The following is a 15,205-nucleotide window of genomic DNA, read 5'->3' as shown; positions in this document are numbered from 1 at the left end:
ATTGTAATTGTGAATGGGATTGTTTATGTCTAATCGTGCTGTGATGACAGTGATTGGTAAGGATCGTATTGGTATTGTTGCTGAGGTGGCCACACTGCTGGCGGATCATCAGGTGAGTATTATGAATATCAGCCAGCAGCTAATGGATGATTATTTTACGATGATTATTTTGCTGGATACGGAACGCTGTACTTTGCCGCGTTTGCAGTTCAGTGAGTTTCTGGATAGTGAGGGTGAAAAACGGGGTTTGCACATCCGTGTGCAGGATGAGGCTTTATTTAATGCTATGCACCGGATTTAGGAGTCGCTTATGTCATTTTCTATTCAGAATAATGAAATTCTGGAGACTGTACGTATGGTCTCTGACCAGCATTTTGATGTCCGTACGATAACTATCGGTATTGATTTACATGATTGTATTGATACGGATATTGATCGTCTGAATGAGAAGATTTTTGCCAAGATTACTCGGGTTGGTAAAAATCTGGTGCAGACAGCAACGGAGTTGTCTGCCAAATATGGTGTGCCGATTGTGAATCAGCGCATTGCGGTAACGCCGATTGCGCAGATTGGTGCGGCTACTGGTGCAGATTCTTATGTTTCGATTGCGCAGACGCTGGATAAGGCAGCAAAGGCTATTGGTATTTCGTTTATCGGTGGTTTTTCTGCATTGGTACATAAAGGTATGAGTGCAGCGGATGAGGTGTTAATTCGTTCGATTCCTGAGGCTATGGCCTGTACTGATGTGGTATGCAGCTCGGTGAATATCGGTTCTACCCGTGCTGGTATCAATATGGATGCAGTCCGGCTGATGGGTGAAACCATCCGGCAGACGGCAGCAATAACGCCGGAAGGCTTTGGCTGTGCCAAGCTGGTGGTGTTTTGTAATGCTGTAGAAGATAATCCGTTTATGGCCGGTGCTTTTCATGGTGCAGGTGAGGCAGATTGTGTGATTAATGTCGGGGTATCTGGTCCGGGTGTGGTGTGTGCTGCGTTGCAGAATACGCAAGGCCTGTCTTTGACTGAAGTTGCCGAGCTGGTGAAGAAAACTGCTTTCAAGATTACTCGTGTGGGTGAACTGATTGGGCATGAGGCCAGTAAGATGCTGGGTATCCCGTTTGGTATTCTGGATTTGTCATTGGCGCCAACTCCGGCTGTGGGTGACAGCGTTGCCCGAATTCTGGAGGCGATGGGGTTGAGTGTTTGCGGAACTCATGGAACAACTGCGGCACTGGCACTGCTGAACGATGCGGTAAAAAAAGGTGGCATGATGGCTTCCAGCGCAGTAGGAGGATTGAGTGGCGCATTTATTCCGGTATCGGAAGATGAAGGTATGATAGCAGCGGTAGAAGCCGGTGTGTTGACGCTGGACAAGCTGGAAGCGATGACTGCGGTGTGCTCGGTGGGACTGGATATGATTGCCGTGCCGGGGGATACTCCGGCCAGTACGTTGGCGGGCATTATTGCTGATGAAGCAGCTATTGGTCTGATTAATAGTAAAACCACGGCAGTACGGGTTATTCCGGTTACCGGTAAGGATGTAGGTGATCATGTTGAGTTTGGTGGTCTGCTTGGACGGGCTCCTGTTATGCCGGTGAAGTCTGGTTCCTGTGAGGTGTTTATTAATCGTGGCGGGCGTGTGCCTGCACCGGTGCAGGCAATGAAAAATTAAGGGTTGTAATGGTAGTGCATGTTATGATGCACGCTATGACAATCAGCACGGGTGGTGTTGCAGGCTATCAATATTCGGCCGCTCACAAAGGGAGACAGCATGGTAGTTGTCTAGCTACACCACTGATGTGTTCGGGAATAAGTAGAGAACGAAAATGAGTAGAATTCAACAGACGTTTGAGCAGTTGCATGGTCGCACTGCTCTGGTGTCATACATCACTTGTGGTGATCCGGATCTGGCGACAACACTGCAATTGATGCAGACGCTGGTTGCCAATGGTACAGATATTATTGAGCTGGGTGTGCCTTTTTCTGACCCGATGGCAGATGGGTCTGTTATTCAGGCTGCAACTGAACGTGCTTTGCGCCACCATGTGTCTTTAGCAGATGTATTGCAGGTGGTGGCTCAGTTCAGGCAGGAAAATCAGACTACGCCGGTGGTACTCATGGGTTATCTGAATCCAGTTTATCATATGGGCTATGAGCGTTTTGCACAGGCTGCTGTACAGGCTGGTGTGGATGGGGTGTTGACGGTAGATTGCCCGGCAGAGGCGATTGATGATTTGTATGTCCAGTTACAGAAGAATGGGCTGGACTGTATTTTTCTGATTGCACCAACCACCACAGATGAGCGGATTAAGCTGATTGGCAGCAGAGCCAGTGGTTTTGTTTATTATGTGTCCCTCAAGGGGGTAACTGGTTCATCACAGTTGGATACGACTGAAGTTTCGCGTAAAATTGATCATTTACGCCAGTTTATTCAGGTGCCTGTTGGTGTGGGTTTTGGTATTCGTGATGCCGACAGTGCCCGTCGTATCGGGGCGATAGCAGATGCGGTGATCGTTGGCAGTCGCTTTGTGCAGACGATAGCCGAGCATGCTGGTCGTGAGGCTGAGGCTCTGGCACCTGTTGTTGCCGAGCTCAAGCAGGCACTGGAATAATCTGTGCAGCGTCCTAATTCTGCATGGTAGCCTGTTACAGGCTGCTGGCAATAACCGGGAATGAAAACATGAGTTGGTTAGATAAAATCCTGCCACCGAAGATTAAAAAAGATCCTGTGGCTAAATCCGCAGGTATCCCTGAAGGATTATGGCAGAAATGCCCGTCGTGTGCGGCAACTTTATATGCCACTGATTTAAAGAAAAATATGGGAGTGTGTCCGAAATGTGGGCACCATAATCCGGTGTCTGCGCGTGAACGTATTCAGATGATGCTGGATGAAACTAAGCAGTATGAAATCGGTGCTGACATTAAGCCAATTGATATTCTGAAGTTCCGTGACAGTAAGAAATATACGGATCGCCTGAGTGCTGCGCGTAAGCTGACACAGGAAAATGATGCACTGGTGGTGGTACGTGGTACTATGAATGGTGTGCCGGTAGTTGTGGCGGCGTTTGAATTCAACTTTATTGGTGGTTCTATGGGTTCAGTTGTGGGTGAACGTTTTGTGCGCGGGGTGCGCGAGGCGGTGAAGCATAACTGTACCTTTATCTGTGTGGCTGCTTCTGGTGGTGCACGAATGCAGGAAGGTGTGAATTCGTTGATGCAAATGGCAAAAACCTGTGCTGCTTTACATCTGCTTACTGAAAAATCGCTGCCATTTATTTCTGTATTAACTAATCCGACCATGGGTGGGGTATCAGCTAGCTTTGCTTTTATTGGTGATGTGGTGCTGGCTGAACCGAATGCGTTGATTGGTTTTGCTGGTCCGCGAGTGATTGAGCAGACGGTACGTGAGACTTTGCCTGAGGGTTTCCAGCGTGCGGAATTTTTGCAGGATAAAGGTGCAGTCGATCAAATTGTTGACCGGCGTGAATTAAAAGAACGTATTGTACGTCTGATTGGTTTGTTACGCTCGCAAGCTGGTGCCGATGCAGCCTGATATGAGTACTTTCGTTTGTTGAACTGAACGATTAACCCTAGTTGCCCTGAAATATTGTTTCAGGGCACTTTTATTTGTCTGGCCGAAATGAAATCTGTGCACAGATGGCGAAACTGTAAACTCAGATGTGTTCGTCTGGGTTAATGTTGTCAGACATTTTTGAGCGAACGGCGGTAACTGGCTTTTTGTGGATTGGTCAGTGTAGTATTACTTTCCGATTTAAGTTTGTAATTGTGCCAGTAATACAGGTACATGGCTGTGGGCAATGTCTTTAGCCGCGGTTAGCAGACATAACTGCTGGTGTCGCTGATGCAGTTGCTGTAGTGTTTGCAATGCCTGCTGTTGTTGCGGCTGATATAACTCCTGCTGATAGAGCTGGCAGAATTCGTTGTAGCGGCTGGCCGGACTTTGATGCAGCCATTGTCGCAACTGGCTGGAGGGGGCAACAGTTTTGATCCAGTCTACACCGTTTAATCTGGCTTTACTAATTCCACGTGGCCACAGGCGGTCAATTAATACGGCTGGTTGCTGGTGCTGGTAGATATAAACACGTTGAACGCTATACATGGTTTTTGAGCTGAATTTTAGTAATGATTAATAATAATTTCTGAAATTTTTGGCAGCAACTGTATCGCGCCAATGGCAGTTGAAAATATGTTCGGATGCTGTGAACGCAGTGGTTGATGCCGGTTTCTATAAATGTTATCGCTGAAAGTATTGTGCTGGCCGTACTGGATTGTGGGCAGAATAAAAAAAGCAGCCACAACTGGCTGCTTTTAACTATGGATGCTGGTTATTTCTGGTTTTTGCCCAGTTCCTGCTCTAAATCGTTTTTACGCATCAGGCCGGAAATAGTTTTACCATTCGGGAATATTATGGTGGGAGTACCATTAAAGCCGAATTTTTCACCCAGTTTCATGGTTTCAGCTACTGGATTGTCACAATTGGCTACGCTGGCGGGTGCTTTGTTGTGACGCATCCATGCGGTCCAGGCTGCGGTGCGTTCTTTCTGACACCATATCTGTACCGCTTTTTTCTGTGCTGTGGGGTGCAGTTCAGGTACAGGCATTAGGAAAGTATAGACGGTAATGTTATCAATCTGAGCGATTTCTTCTTCAAGTTTTTTACAGAACGGGCAATCGGGATCAGAGAATATGGCTATGATACGCTGTCCGTTACCGCGAACTTCTTTGATGGCTTTATCCAGTGGCAGTTGGTTAAAGTCTACTCTGGTCACTTCGCTTAAACGCTGTTCGGTTAGGTTCTGATGGTGTTGCAGGTCAATGAGATTGCCCAACATGATGTAATCAGCATTTTCGTCAGTATAGATAATCTGATTACCGGTAATTACCACTTCATAAATGCCTTTAAACGGAGTGGTATAGATACTCTGTATGTTTAATTTCGACCCCTTGAATGCTTTCTGCATTTTTTTTATCAGATTTTCGCTAACTTTTTTACTGATACCGGCATCGACATTCTGGCTGAGTTCAGCTGCGCTATTACTGGATGCAGCTGCATTAACGCCGGAAGCGGCACTGGCTGCGGAACCGGTATTGTGTACTGGTGTACCGTCACAGGATGTGATTAAAGATATGGTGAGCAGGGGGGCAAGCCAATGCCATAAGCAGGATTTTTTCATATTGAAATGCTTTTACTCTAGTTAATGGTTAATGAATGATTTGAAATTATATGCTGCTATTATGCACAAGCTATCGGGCGCATGAAAGGATTTGTGTGCAAATGTCGTTATTTTATTGCCGTCCAGTCTTGAAACCAGACGGGCTGCAATCTGTTTCGCTATAGCTGCACTGAATCCAAGTTATGTATGGCCTGCTTGTCAGTTGTTTAGTATAAAGCAATCGTGATGGATATGTAATGGTATTTTGCTTGTGAAACGGCTGGCGTGGCTATCAGCTTCATGCCACAATACTTGTTCGATAATTGATGTGAACATATGTTATGAATCCGATTTTGGCTTTTGATATTGAAACCATTCCGGACGTGGCTGGTATTCGTGTGCTGAACCATTTGCCGGCAGATGTAGGTGATGCAGAGGTAGTGGAATTTGCTTTGCAGCAGCGACGTGCCAAAACTGGTGGTCATGATTTTATGCAGCTGCATTTACAACAGGTGGTCGCCATATCGTGCTGTATGCGCTGGGGTGCAGATAAAATCCATGTTGGCAGTATCGGGACACCTGAAGACAGTGAAGAAACACTGATTGCGCGTTTTTTTGAGCTGATAGAAACTCATACACCACAACTGGTAAGCTGGAATGGCGGTGGGTTTGATCTGCCGGTATTGCATTATCGTGCCCTGATTTATGGTATCAGTGCTGCGCGTTATTGGGATATGGGGGAAGGAGATTTTGGCGATAGCCGTGATTTTAAGTGGAATAATTATATCAGTCGCTATCATGCGCGCCATTGTGATTTGATGGATTTATTATCCTTATATCAGGCACGTGCCTGTGTACCGCTGGATGATATGGCCAAATTATGTGGTTTCCCGGGAAAACTGGGTATGGATGGTAGTAAGGTATGGGCGGCCTATCATCAGGGTGAACTGACACAAATTCGGCATTATTGTGAAACAGATGCAGCCAATACTTATTTAATGTATCTGCGCTTTAGTCTGTTGCGTGGATCCCTCAATGCTGATGAGTATGAGCAGGAAATCCGTTGTCTGAAAGCTTATCTGAATGGGATACAGGCACCACATTGGCAGGAATTTCTGGCTGCGTGGGGACGCTCAAGTTGATTATGAAGACAAATAGACAGGGTGTCGGGATGATGGTTTGTGTGGGGTATTTCCTGTTATGAGAATGCACAGGCTGGTGCTGATTGGGGTAGGTCTGATTGGCGGTTCGCTGGCACTGGATTTGAAACGTGCCGGATTGGTAGACAAGGTGGCTGGCATTGATATTGATGCAGATAACCTAACTCGGGCACTGGAGCGGCGTGTCATTGATTATGCCTATACTCAGATTGATGCACTGAGTGTGGCTGATGCTGATATGGTACTGATTGCTACACCGGTTAATACATTGCCGTTAATCTGTCGCCAGCTGGCGCCATACCTGCCTGAACGGTGTATTGTTACTGATGTGGGCAGCACCAAGCAGCTGGCATTACAGGCTTTTGCGTCTGAGCTGCCAAATCACTATCTGCGCTGTGTTGCCTCTCATCCGATTGCCGGTTCAGATCGGCATGGTGCACTGGCGGCGCAGTTTGGCTTGTTTGCACAAAAAAAATGTATCATCTGTGCACATGAACATCAGGATGAAACTGCATTGCAGGCAGTGGTGACGATGTGGCAGGCAGTGCAGGCACAAATATATTATCTGGATGCAGTCAGGCACGATGCGATATTTGCGGCAGTGAGTCATTTGCCACATATGCTGGCTTATGCGTATGTTCACCAGTTAGCAGAAGCAGCGAATGCAGATGAGTTGTTGCAGTTTGCCGGTAGTGGTTTCCGAGATTTCACGCGGATTGCTGCCAGTCATCCGCAGATATGGACAGATATTTGTCTGGCTAACCGCAAGGTGCTGGCTGATTTGCTACAGCAGCAACAGCAGGAGCTGGTATATTTGCAGCAATGTTTGCAACAGGGTGATGCCCAAAAGTTGACTGCTTTTTTTGTCAAAGCACAGAAAATACGCGAAGGCTGGCAGAATTAGAAAAAAAGTACTGCAAGAGGTGATTCGGGCAGATAAAGAGCATTACTCTGGCTAAGTTGTGGCTGAATAAAGTATTTTTTAGCGTTTTTGACTGCGCCAGATAAGTGCTGTTAATCAATTTTGCGGCATTTTTAATTAAAATAACTCTATTTTGTCGAATTAATACAAAATATGACTTGCCATGCGAGCGTATTTGATGCATAATTCGCTTCGTTAAATCAGCTCCTAGCTGGTTTAACAGTTTCTCCTCTATTTCTCCTTTGTAGACTTGGCGCACACTTAACCGTGTGCGCATTTTTTTATCTGTTTTTCTTTATGCTTATGGTATTTTTGTTTGGTCATGCATGATTGTAGTATTTCTAGGGTAAATACCCTATACAAGATTCAAGTAGAAAATTAGGCTGCTTGTTTTTGGGTTTTATATTCAATCGGCGTCATATTATTTAATGCTTCATGTGTAACTATCCTTAAAGAGTACAGTGGTCTTAAAGTAGAAAATTTTCGCCATTAACCCACGGTGGTTTTAAAGATGAAATGGATCACAGTGTATCAATTTGTATCTATTTTAAAACAAGCCGAAGCCGGTATCCTTGCCAACAAGCCTTGCTGTAAATAAGACATGGGGAACTCAATTTTTATAAACGGCGAGAAAAATACGGTGGTTTGGAATCCTCAGATAGATTACTGTAGCTGAAAATAGGGCAGTTATTATTGATGACTCTGCTGTTGAGACAGTTAGTCGGCGGGCAGGCTTACAGCTGGCTGCCCGGGGAGTAAATTCAGGTTTTGCTCTCAATACTTAATATAGCCGGTATTTATTCCAGATGTAACATCTGTTCTTCTTTTACTTCTTCCATAACAACATAACTGCGGCTTTCGGCTGCTGCTGGCAATTGCAACAGGATATTGCCGAGCAGGTTGCGGTATGCATGCATATTTGGCAGGCGTACTTTAATCAGGTAATCATATTCGCCGGAAATAAGATGACATTCCAGTACTTGCGGAATAGTCAGTACTTCACGCCGGAAATCTTCAAAAATATTGCCAGATTTGGAACGCAGTTTGATTTCCACAAATACCAGCAGACTCTGGTTTAAGGCACGCGGATTCAGGCGTGCATGATAACCGGTAATGATGTTTTCGCGCTCCAGTCGCCGTACCCTTTCGGTGACAGGGGTAGTGGATAATCCTACTTTGTCGGCCAGTTCGGTCATGGTGGTACGGGCGTTTTTTTGTAGTAAGGACAGTATTTTCATGTCCACTTTGTCAAGATGGTGCATGGTTTATCCGTTATATGAATGTGATTATTTGTCAAAATACTCCTTTTTTTTATTTAAATAAAGTGAAATTCACTATCATTCTTTGTTTACACTAGAAAAAGTAACTAAATGAACTGTTTGAGGATTTTGCAACTAAAACGGCTGATGTTATTTCATCTGATTGCTTGGGAGAGAAGGGAATGAAAGTACTGATTATGGGGGCAGGTATTGTCGGCGTGAGTACTGCCTGGTATCTGGCTAAGGCCGGACACGAGGTGACTGTGCTGGAACGTGCTGATCAGGCTGCAATGGAAACCAGTTTTGCCAATGCCGGCCAGTTATCCTATGGCTATACTACGCCGTGGGCTGCACCGAATATTCCGGCGAAAGTATGGAAATGGCTGTTCAAGGAGCACTCGCCTTTACTGATTCGTCCTGATGGTAGTCTTTCTCAGCTGCGATGGCTGTGGCAGATGTATCGCAATTGTAATGCACAGAGCTACGCCACTAATAAAGAACGCATGGTACGTATTTCTGAGTATAGTCGCGAGATGTTACAGCAGCTAGAAGCAGCAGAAAATATTCGCTATGAGGGGCGTAAGCGAGGTACTTTACAAATTTTCCGCACGGAAAAAGAGGTAATTGACTCGCGTTCTGATATAGCTGTTTTACAGGAATTCGGGGTGCCGTTACAGGTGCTCAATAGTGTTGCTGAATGTACGCAGTATGAGCCGGCACTGGCACATATGGCCGGGAAACTGGCCGGTGCTTTGTATCTGCCTCAGGATGGTACGGGTGACTGTCATTTATTCACTACTCAGCTGGCAGAAAAATGTGCGGCTTTGGGTGTGAAGTTTTTATACCAGCATGCTATTTCGGATATCCATCAGGATAAATGTTCGATTAAGGGTGTGCAGGCTAATGGCCAGTGGTTTACTGCTGATCATTATGTCTGTGCGCTAGGCAGTTTCAGTCGCAGTATGCTGGGCAAGCTGGGAATTGATCTGCCAGTTTATCCGGTGAAGGGATATTCACTCACTATCCCGATAATTGATGACGATAAAGCACCTGTTTCTACGGTTATTGATGAAACTTATAAGGTGGCGGTAACGCGTTTTGATGAGCGGATCCGTGCCGGTGGCATGGCAGAATTGTCAGGTTATCGTATTCAGCTGAATCCCAAACGCAAGGTTACGCTGGAGTTGGTGGTTAATGATCTGTTTCCGGGCAGTTGCCATACTTCTGAGGCATTTTTCTGGAGTGGTTTGCGCCCGATGACGCCGGACAGTACGCCGATTATTGGTGCCAGCCGTTTTGTGAACCTGTCGTTGAATACCGGCCATGGTACGCTGGGCTGGACGATGGGGTTGGGTTCGGGAAAGATTCTGGCTGATTTGATTAGTGGAGTTAAGCCGGAAATTGAAACCAGTGATTTATCGCTGGCGCGTTATGTTTAATTTAATGATATCGTTTGATTAAATGTATTCGCCTGTGTGGTGCGGTGCCAGAATATGTAGTTTGTAAGGACATACAGGAGCTGTAAAAGTTTTATTATGGTTAATGTTATTATTAATTTATCCTGTTTAGGGGTAAGGTCTGTATAGTGCTAATGATAAAATTCTGTTACTGGAAGTTGCTTCTGCCTGCTGGATTACAGAATCTGACCCGTAAATGGCTACACACTGGATATTGGTGGATGAGTTGCATGATTTTCCTGCTGGTGTTGCTATTGACTAGTAATACCAGTAGCTGTTTTATTCGGGTATGGGGCAGATAAAGAAATCGGAGACACTTGAATTTTTTCAGGCTGATGGCATGATTGCACAAGTTTGGCTGGATGCGCATCATTGACATGAGGTAGTAAACGGTAGAATAGAAGTACTGGCAACCGGTTTGCAGGAAAGGACTGGACTGGTAGATTTTGCTGATTTAGTTATCTATATGACAGATATGGGCGGTAATCGGTGGTGGTAAGATATACAGTAGCGCAGGTTATTGCGTAAACGGGCATAATTTGGTTTGCTTACAGGGATTGCTTTGCTTAAACAATAAAATTTGGTAACCATGATAACAGGGGAGTCATTATGCGTCCGTTAGTTGCGCATATTCGTTTAAATCACTTACGTGATAATTTTCTGGCTTTAAAACAGATGCATGGTGGTGGCAAAATGCTGGCCGTGGTGAAGGCTAATGCCTACGGACATGGTGCAGTGCGTTGTGCTCAGGCATTGGCTGATATAGCCGATGGATTTGCAGTTGCGTGTATCAATGAGGCAGTACAGCTGCGGGAAGCGGGTATACAGTTGCCGATTGTGATGCTGGAAGGCGTTTTTGCTGCTGAGGAGTATGCGCTGGCAGATCGTTACCAGTTGTGGCCGGTAGTAGGTAATTTGTGGCAGTTAGAAACGCTACTTGCTCATGACTGGCAAAAACCGGTAACAGTATGGCTGAAAATGGATTCGGGTATGCATCGTACTGGCTTTTTTCCACATGATTATGCACCAGCCTATCAGGCGCTGGCACAAAGTGATAAGGTCGCCGATGTGGTAAAAATAACTCATTTTGCCTGTGCCGATGAACCGATGAAAACGATGACGGCTGAACAGATTCACGCTTTTGAGATGGTGTGTGCCAATTTGCCCGGAGAAGTGAGTCTGGCCAATTCAGCAGCGATGATGGCCTATCCGCAAACTCAGTGTGGCTGGGGGCGAGCCGGACTGGCGCTGTATGGAATTTCACCCATGGGCGGTACAGATAGCCGCTTTAAGCCGGTGATGCGGCTGGTAAGCAAGGTATTTGGTGAGCGGGTATTGCAGATGGGGGAGCCGATTGGCTACGGTGCTAGTTTTGTTACCAACCGTTCAACTCGGGTAGGGCTGGTGGCCTGCGGCTATGCTGATGGCTATCCGCGCCGTGCTGCAACAGGTACGCCGGTAGCCATTAACGGGGTACGCAGTAATGTGCTGGGACGGGTTTCTATGGACATGATGACAGTACAGTTGGATGACCACCGGCAGTTACTGGGTAGTGAGGTGGAATTGTGGGGCGATGTTGTTAATGTGAATGAGGTGGCTGCGGCGGCCGGCACTATTGCCTATGAATTATTGTGTAATGTCAAACGGGCAGAAATGGTATATGAATAAGTTGCCATGGATTATTAATTGTAGGGTAAATATTTGGCAAGACAGAAAAATTGGTTTATAAAGATGTAATATGTTCTCAGGCAGCTTCTCAAGCTGCCTGAAGTTATTTTTTTTGAGTTTATGATAATGGAAATAGAAACACTGAAATTGGCCAAAGCTTTGATTGCACAGCCGTCTGTCACGCCAGATGATCATGGTTGCCAGTCATTGCTGATAAGTCGGCTAACAGCATTGGGTTTTCGCATTGAGTCCCTGCGGTTTGGGGAGACTGATAATTTTTATGCAGTTTATGGCGAAAAGGGGCCATTGGTATGCTTTGCCGGCCATACTGATGTGGTGCCAGCCGGAGATGAAAGTTGCTGGACTTCTCCACCATTTACGCCTACAGAGCGTGATGGTCGGCTATATGGTCGTGGTGCTGCCGATATGAAAAGCAGTATTGCTGCTTTTGTTACTGCATGTGAGCGCTTGCTGGTACTACAGCCGGATTTACCACTGCGTCTGGCTCTGCTGATTACTTCAGATGAAGAGGGCGACGGACACAATGGCACCAAACGCGTGGTCGAGCTTCTGCAACAACGTGGTGAACAAATTGATTATTGTATTGTAGGCGAGCCTACTGCTGTTGATACGCTGGGAGATATGATAAAAAATGGACGGCGTGGTTCGTTATCCGGCACGTTGCGGGTACACGGCCGTCAGGGACATGTGGCTTATCCGCATCTGGCTGCTAATCCTGTTCATTTAGCCACAGCGGCACTGGCTGAGCTAACCGCCACGCATTGGGATGACGGCAATGCTTATTTTCCGTCTACTGGATTCCAGATTTCTAATATTCATGCCGGTACTGGTGCAACTAATGTGATTCCAGCCGAGTTAACGGTGCAATTTAATTTCCGTTTTTCGACAGAATCCAGTGCGGAGAGTTTGCGCCAGCGTGTACATGCCATTCTGGATAAGCATGGTTTACGCTATGATTTGGACTGGGCATTGTCGGGACAACCATTTCTGACCGCAGCAGGGCGTTTAACCACTGTCGCCCAGACTGCCATTGACCGTGTATGTAAGGTGGCTGCACAGCTATCTACTACTGGTGGTACTTCTGATGGTCGCTTTATTAAAGCCATTGCCAGTGAGTTGATTGAATTGGGGCCAGTGAATGCAACTATCCATCAGATAGATGAATGTGTGGATATTGCTGCCATAGCACAGTTATCGGCGATTTATGAAGATATGCTGCAACAGCTTGCCCAGCCTGATTCCTGCCAATCTGCATGAGGAGATAATAATGAGTCTTGTAAGCCAGAAACATTTTTTAAAGCTGCTGGACTATACACCAACAGAAATTCAGGCATTGCTGGATTTAGCTGCCAGATTGAAAGTTGAGAAGCAAACCGGTACAGAGCAGCCGTGTCTGACCGGTAAGAATATTGCTCTTATTTTTGAAAAAACTTCCACCCGTACCCGTTGTGCCTTTGAAGTAGCTGCACATGATCAGGGTGCGCATGTGACCTATCTGGATAGCAGTGGCAGCCAGATTGGCCATAAGGAGAGTATTCGTGATAGTGCACGGGTTCTCGGACGCATGTATGATGCCATTGAGTATCGTGGTTATGCTCAGGAGACTGTTGAGCAGCTGGCTGAATATGCGGGGGTGCCAGTGATTAATGGTTTAACCAATGAATACCATCCTACGCAGATGCTGGCTGATTTGCTTACCATGAAAGAAAACAGCAAAAAACCTTTAAGCCGGATTGCCTATGCGTATGTGGGCGATGCCCGTTATAACATGGGCAATTCTTTGCTGGTAGCCGGTACCAAAATGGGTATGGATGTGCGCATTGGTGCTCCGCGTGCTTTCTGGCCGGATGACTGTTTGGTGGCACAATGTCGCGAGATCGCCGCGCAGACTGGTGCACGGATTACGTTAACTGAAGACGCCGCAGCAGCGGTTAATGAAGTTGATTTTATCCATACCGATGTGTGGGTATCAATGGGTGAGGCGACAGAAGTCTGGAGAGAACGCATTGAACAGCTTAAGCCATATCGGGTTGATGCTGGGATGCTTGCAGCCAGTCACAATCCTGCAGTGAAATTCATGCACTGTCTGCCGGCAATTCACAATCGTGATACTCAGCTTGGGCGGTGGCTGTTCGATGAATTTGCTCTGAATGGTGCTGAAGTGAGTGAAGATGTGTTTGAAAGTAGCGCTTCTATAGTATTTGAACAGGCAGAAAACCGGATGCATACCATTAAAGCTATACTGGTCGCATTACTGAATACTTGAACGCATTTAATCTGCTGTTAATGGAGAAAATGGTTATGCAAGCTTCCCAAAATCAGTTACTGATTAATCCGCGCTATCTGGCATTGCTGTTGGCGGTGATGGTGGCCATTATGCCATTTTCTACGGATATTTATCTGTCTTCTGTGCCAGAAATGGCTACTTCTTTACATGCGCCGATTTATCAGGTTGAACGCAGTCTGTCCAGTTTTATGTTTGGTGTGGCACTGGGACAATTGCTTGGGGGGGCGATATCCGATATTAAGGGGCGAAAAGTCATTGCCATGATTGGCTTGAGCGTTTATCTGCTCTCAGCGATTGCCATTGTCTTTATCAATTCTGCCAGTGAATTGCTTTTCTGGCGCTGGATTCAGGCTCTGGGTGGCGGCATGGCAACCGTTACTGTTGGTGCTACAGTACGTGATTTTTTTCAAGGTAATGAAGCTGCCAAAATGTTTGCCACTATAGGCATTATTACTCTGGCAGCACCGCTGGCAGCGCCGATGCTGGGTACGGCACTGGCTGCACTAGGTGGCTGGCGTATTATCTTTATTTTTCTGTTTGTGTACGCTTTAATGGTGTTGATGTGTGTGTGGCGGTTTATGCCACAGGTTAAAATAGATTTTCAGCCATTAGACAGTCGGGTTTTTCACAAGATAAAACAGAATTTTTCTGTGGTTTTTCATGAGCCCGAAGCGCTTGGCTTTATGTTTTTGCAGACTGCTGCTTTTGCGGCTATGTTTGTCTTTTTGACTGAATCATCATTTGTTTATATGAATATCTATGGTCTGAGCGCACATCAGTATTCTTGGGCTTTTGCCGCTAATATAATTACCATGATGCTGTTTAATCGGATAACGGCCTATCGTCTACGTACTACACCCGCGCGAAATATTTTACTCAGTGGTGTGTTCTTGCAGCTGAGCTGTAATTTATTATTAACTATGGTGGTGTGGAGTATGAACCGACCACCGTTTTTCCTGCTATTGACGTTAATTATGTTTTCTATTGGTTCACAGGGGCTGATTGGTTCCAATACGCAGGCGTGTTTCATGAGCTATTTTCGTAAAATAGGCGGCAGTGCCAACGCTGTGCTGGGTACTATGCAGTTTCTGATTGCCGCTATGGTGGGCTGGCTGACTACGCTGCTGCACAATGGTTCGTTACATGTGATGCCAACGATGATGCTGATTTCTACCAGTTGTGGTGCCATTCTGCTTTGGACTTTGTCACGCACTGCATGGCTGGAAAAGTATAGATAATTCCGGGCAGCCGCAGCAG

Annotated in this window: 14 protein-coding genes; 11 read left to right on the top strand and 3 right to left on the bottom strand. The window is 46.1% G+C overall.

The features are described from left to right. The first annotated feature begins 25 nt into the window (after positions 1-25). From MJ761_RS01695 to accD, 4 genes are all read left to right on the top strand, one after another. Entirely contained in the window at positions 26-301 is a 276-nt protein-coding gene (locus tag MJ761_RS01695; RefSeq protein ID WP_037491390.1) for an ACT domain-containing protein, read from the top strand. 9 nt (positions 302-310) lie between these two features. Continuing rightward, on the top strand, positions 311-1,672 hold the full coding sequence (locus MJ761_RS01690) for a PFL family protein (RefSeq protein ID WP_093093012.1): 1,362 nt from the start codon (positions 311-313) through the stop codon (positions 1,670-1,672). Positions 1,673-1,826: 154 nt separating this feature from the next. Beyond that, positions 1,827-2,612, top strand: a complete 786-nt coding sequence (trpA, locus tag MJ761_RS01685; RefSeq protein WP_093093014.1) for a tryptophan synthase subunit alpha — start codon at positions 1,827-1,829, stop codon at positions 2,610-2,612. Positions 2,613-2,680: 68 nt separating this feature from the next. Then, positions 2,681-3,553, top strand: a complete 873-nt coding sequence (accD, locus tag MJ761_RS01680; RefSeq protein WP_093093117.1) for an acetyl-CoA carboxylase, carboxyltransferase subunit beta — start codon at positions 2,681-2,683, stop codon at positions 3,551-3,553. 219 nt (positions 3,554-3,772) lie between these two features. Here accD and MJ761_RS01675 read toward each other — a convergent pair whose 3' ends face one another. After that, the gene (locus tag MJ761_RS01675; RefSeq protein WP_093093016.1) at positions 3,773-4,120 is read right to left on the bottom strand and encodes a DUF488 domain-containing protein; all 348 of its coding nucleotides are present in this window, start codon (positions 4,118-4,120) and stop codon (positions 3,773-3,775) included. A 226-nt stretch (positions 4,121-4,346) separates the two neighbouring features. After that, positions 4,347-5,195: a DsbC family protein gene (locus MJ761_RS01670; RefSeq protein WP_093093020.1), complete on the bottom strand. Its 849-nt coding sequence runs from the start codon at positions 5,193-5,195 to the stop codon at positions 4,347-4,349. Between the two features lie 320 nt (positions 5,196-5,515). Between MJ761_RS01670 and MJ761_RS01665 the strand changes: the two genes are divergently transcribed. After that, the gene (locus MJ761_RS01665; protein WP_093093022.1) at positions 5,516-6,316 is read left to right on the top strand and encodes a 3'-5' exonuclease; all 801 of its coding nucleotides are present in this window, start codon (positions 5,516-5,518) and stop codon (positions 6,314-6,316) included. Between the two features lie 58 nt (positions 6,317-6,374). Then, positions 6,375-7,238: a prephenate dehydrogenase gene (locus tag MJ761_RS01660; protein WP_093093024.1), complete on the top strand. Its 864-nt coding sequence runs from the start codon at positions 6,375-6,377 to the stop codon at positions 7,236-7,238. 815 nt (positions 7,239-8,053) lie between these two features. Here the strand turns inward: MJ761_RS01660 and MJ761_RS01655 are convergent. Next, positions 8,054-8,518 (bottom strand): Lrp/AsnC ligand binding domain-containing protein, encoded by a 465-nt coding sequence (locus MJ761_RS01655; RefSeq protein WP_037491402.1) that lies wholly within the window; start codon positions 8,516-8,518, stop codon positions 8,054-8,056. A 179-nt stretch (positions 8,519-8,697) separates the two neighbouring features. Here MJ761_RS01655 and MJ761_RS01650 point away from each other — a divergent pair, with 179 nt between their 5' ends. The 5 genes from MJ761_RS01650 (at position 8,698) to MJ761_RS01630 (ending at position 15,186) form a co-directional block, all read left to right on the top strand. Beyond that, positions 8,698-9,954, top strand: a complete 1,257-nt coding sequence (locus tag MJ761_RS01650) for a D-amino acid dehydrogenase (RefSeq protein ID WP_093093026.1) — start codon at positions 8,698-8,700, stop codon at positions 9,952-9,954. A gap of 627 nt (positions 9,955-10,581) precedes the next feature. After that, positions 10,582-11,640 (top strand): alanine racemase, encoded by a 1,059-nt coding sequence (gene alr / locus MJ761_RS01645; RefSeq protein WP_093093028.1) that lies wholly within the window; start codon positions 10,582-10,584, stop codon positions 11,638-11,640. A 120-nt stretch (positions 11,641-11,760) separates the two neighbouring features. After that, positions 11,761-12,918: a succinyl-diaminopimelate desuccinylase gene (gene dapE / locus MJ761_RS01640; RefSeq protein ID WP_093093030.1), complete on the top strand. Its 1,158-nt coding sequence runs from the start codon at positions 11,761-11,763 to the stop codon at positions 12,916-12,918. A 10-nt stretch (positions 12,919-12,928) separates the two neighbouring features. Further along, entirely contained in the window at positions 12,929-13,927 is a 999-nt protein-coding gene (argF, locus tag MJ761_RS01635; RefSeq protein WP_093093032.1) for an ornithine carbamoyltransferase, read from the top strand. A gap of 35 nt (positions 13,928-13,962) precedes the next feature. Further along, positions 13,963-15,186 carry a multidrug effflux MFS transporter gene (locus MJ761_RS01630; protein WP_176715089.1) on the top strand — a complete coding sequence of 408 codons (1,224 nt, stop codon included), beginning with the start codon at positions 13,963-13,965 and terminating at the stop codon, positions 15,184-15,186. Positions 15,187-15,205 lie beyond the last annotated feature (19 nt).

The sequence above is a fragment of the Snodgrassella communis genome, assembly GCF_914768045.1.
Taxonomy (GTDB): domain Bacteria; phylum Pseudomonadota; class Gammaproteobacteria; order Burkholderiales; family Neisseriaceae; genus Snodgrassella; species Snodgrassella communis.
Note: the sequence above shows the minus strand (reverse complement) of the source record. Positions and strands in the feature narration are given on the sequence as shown.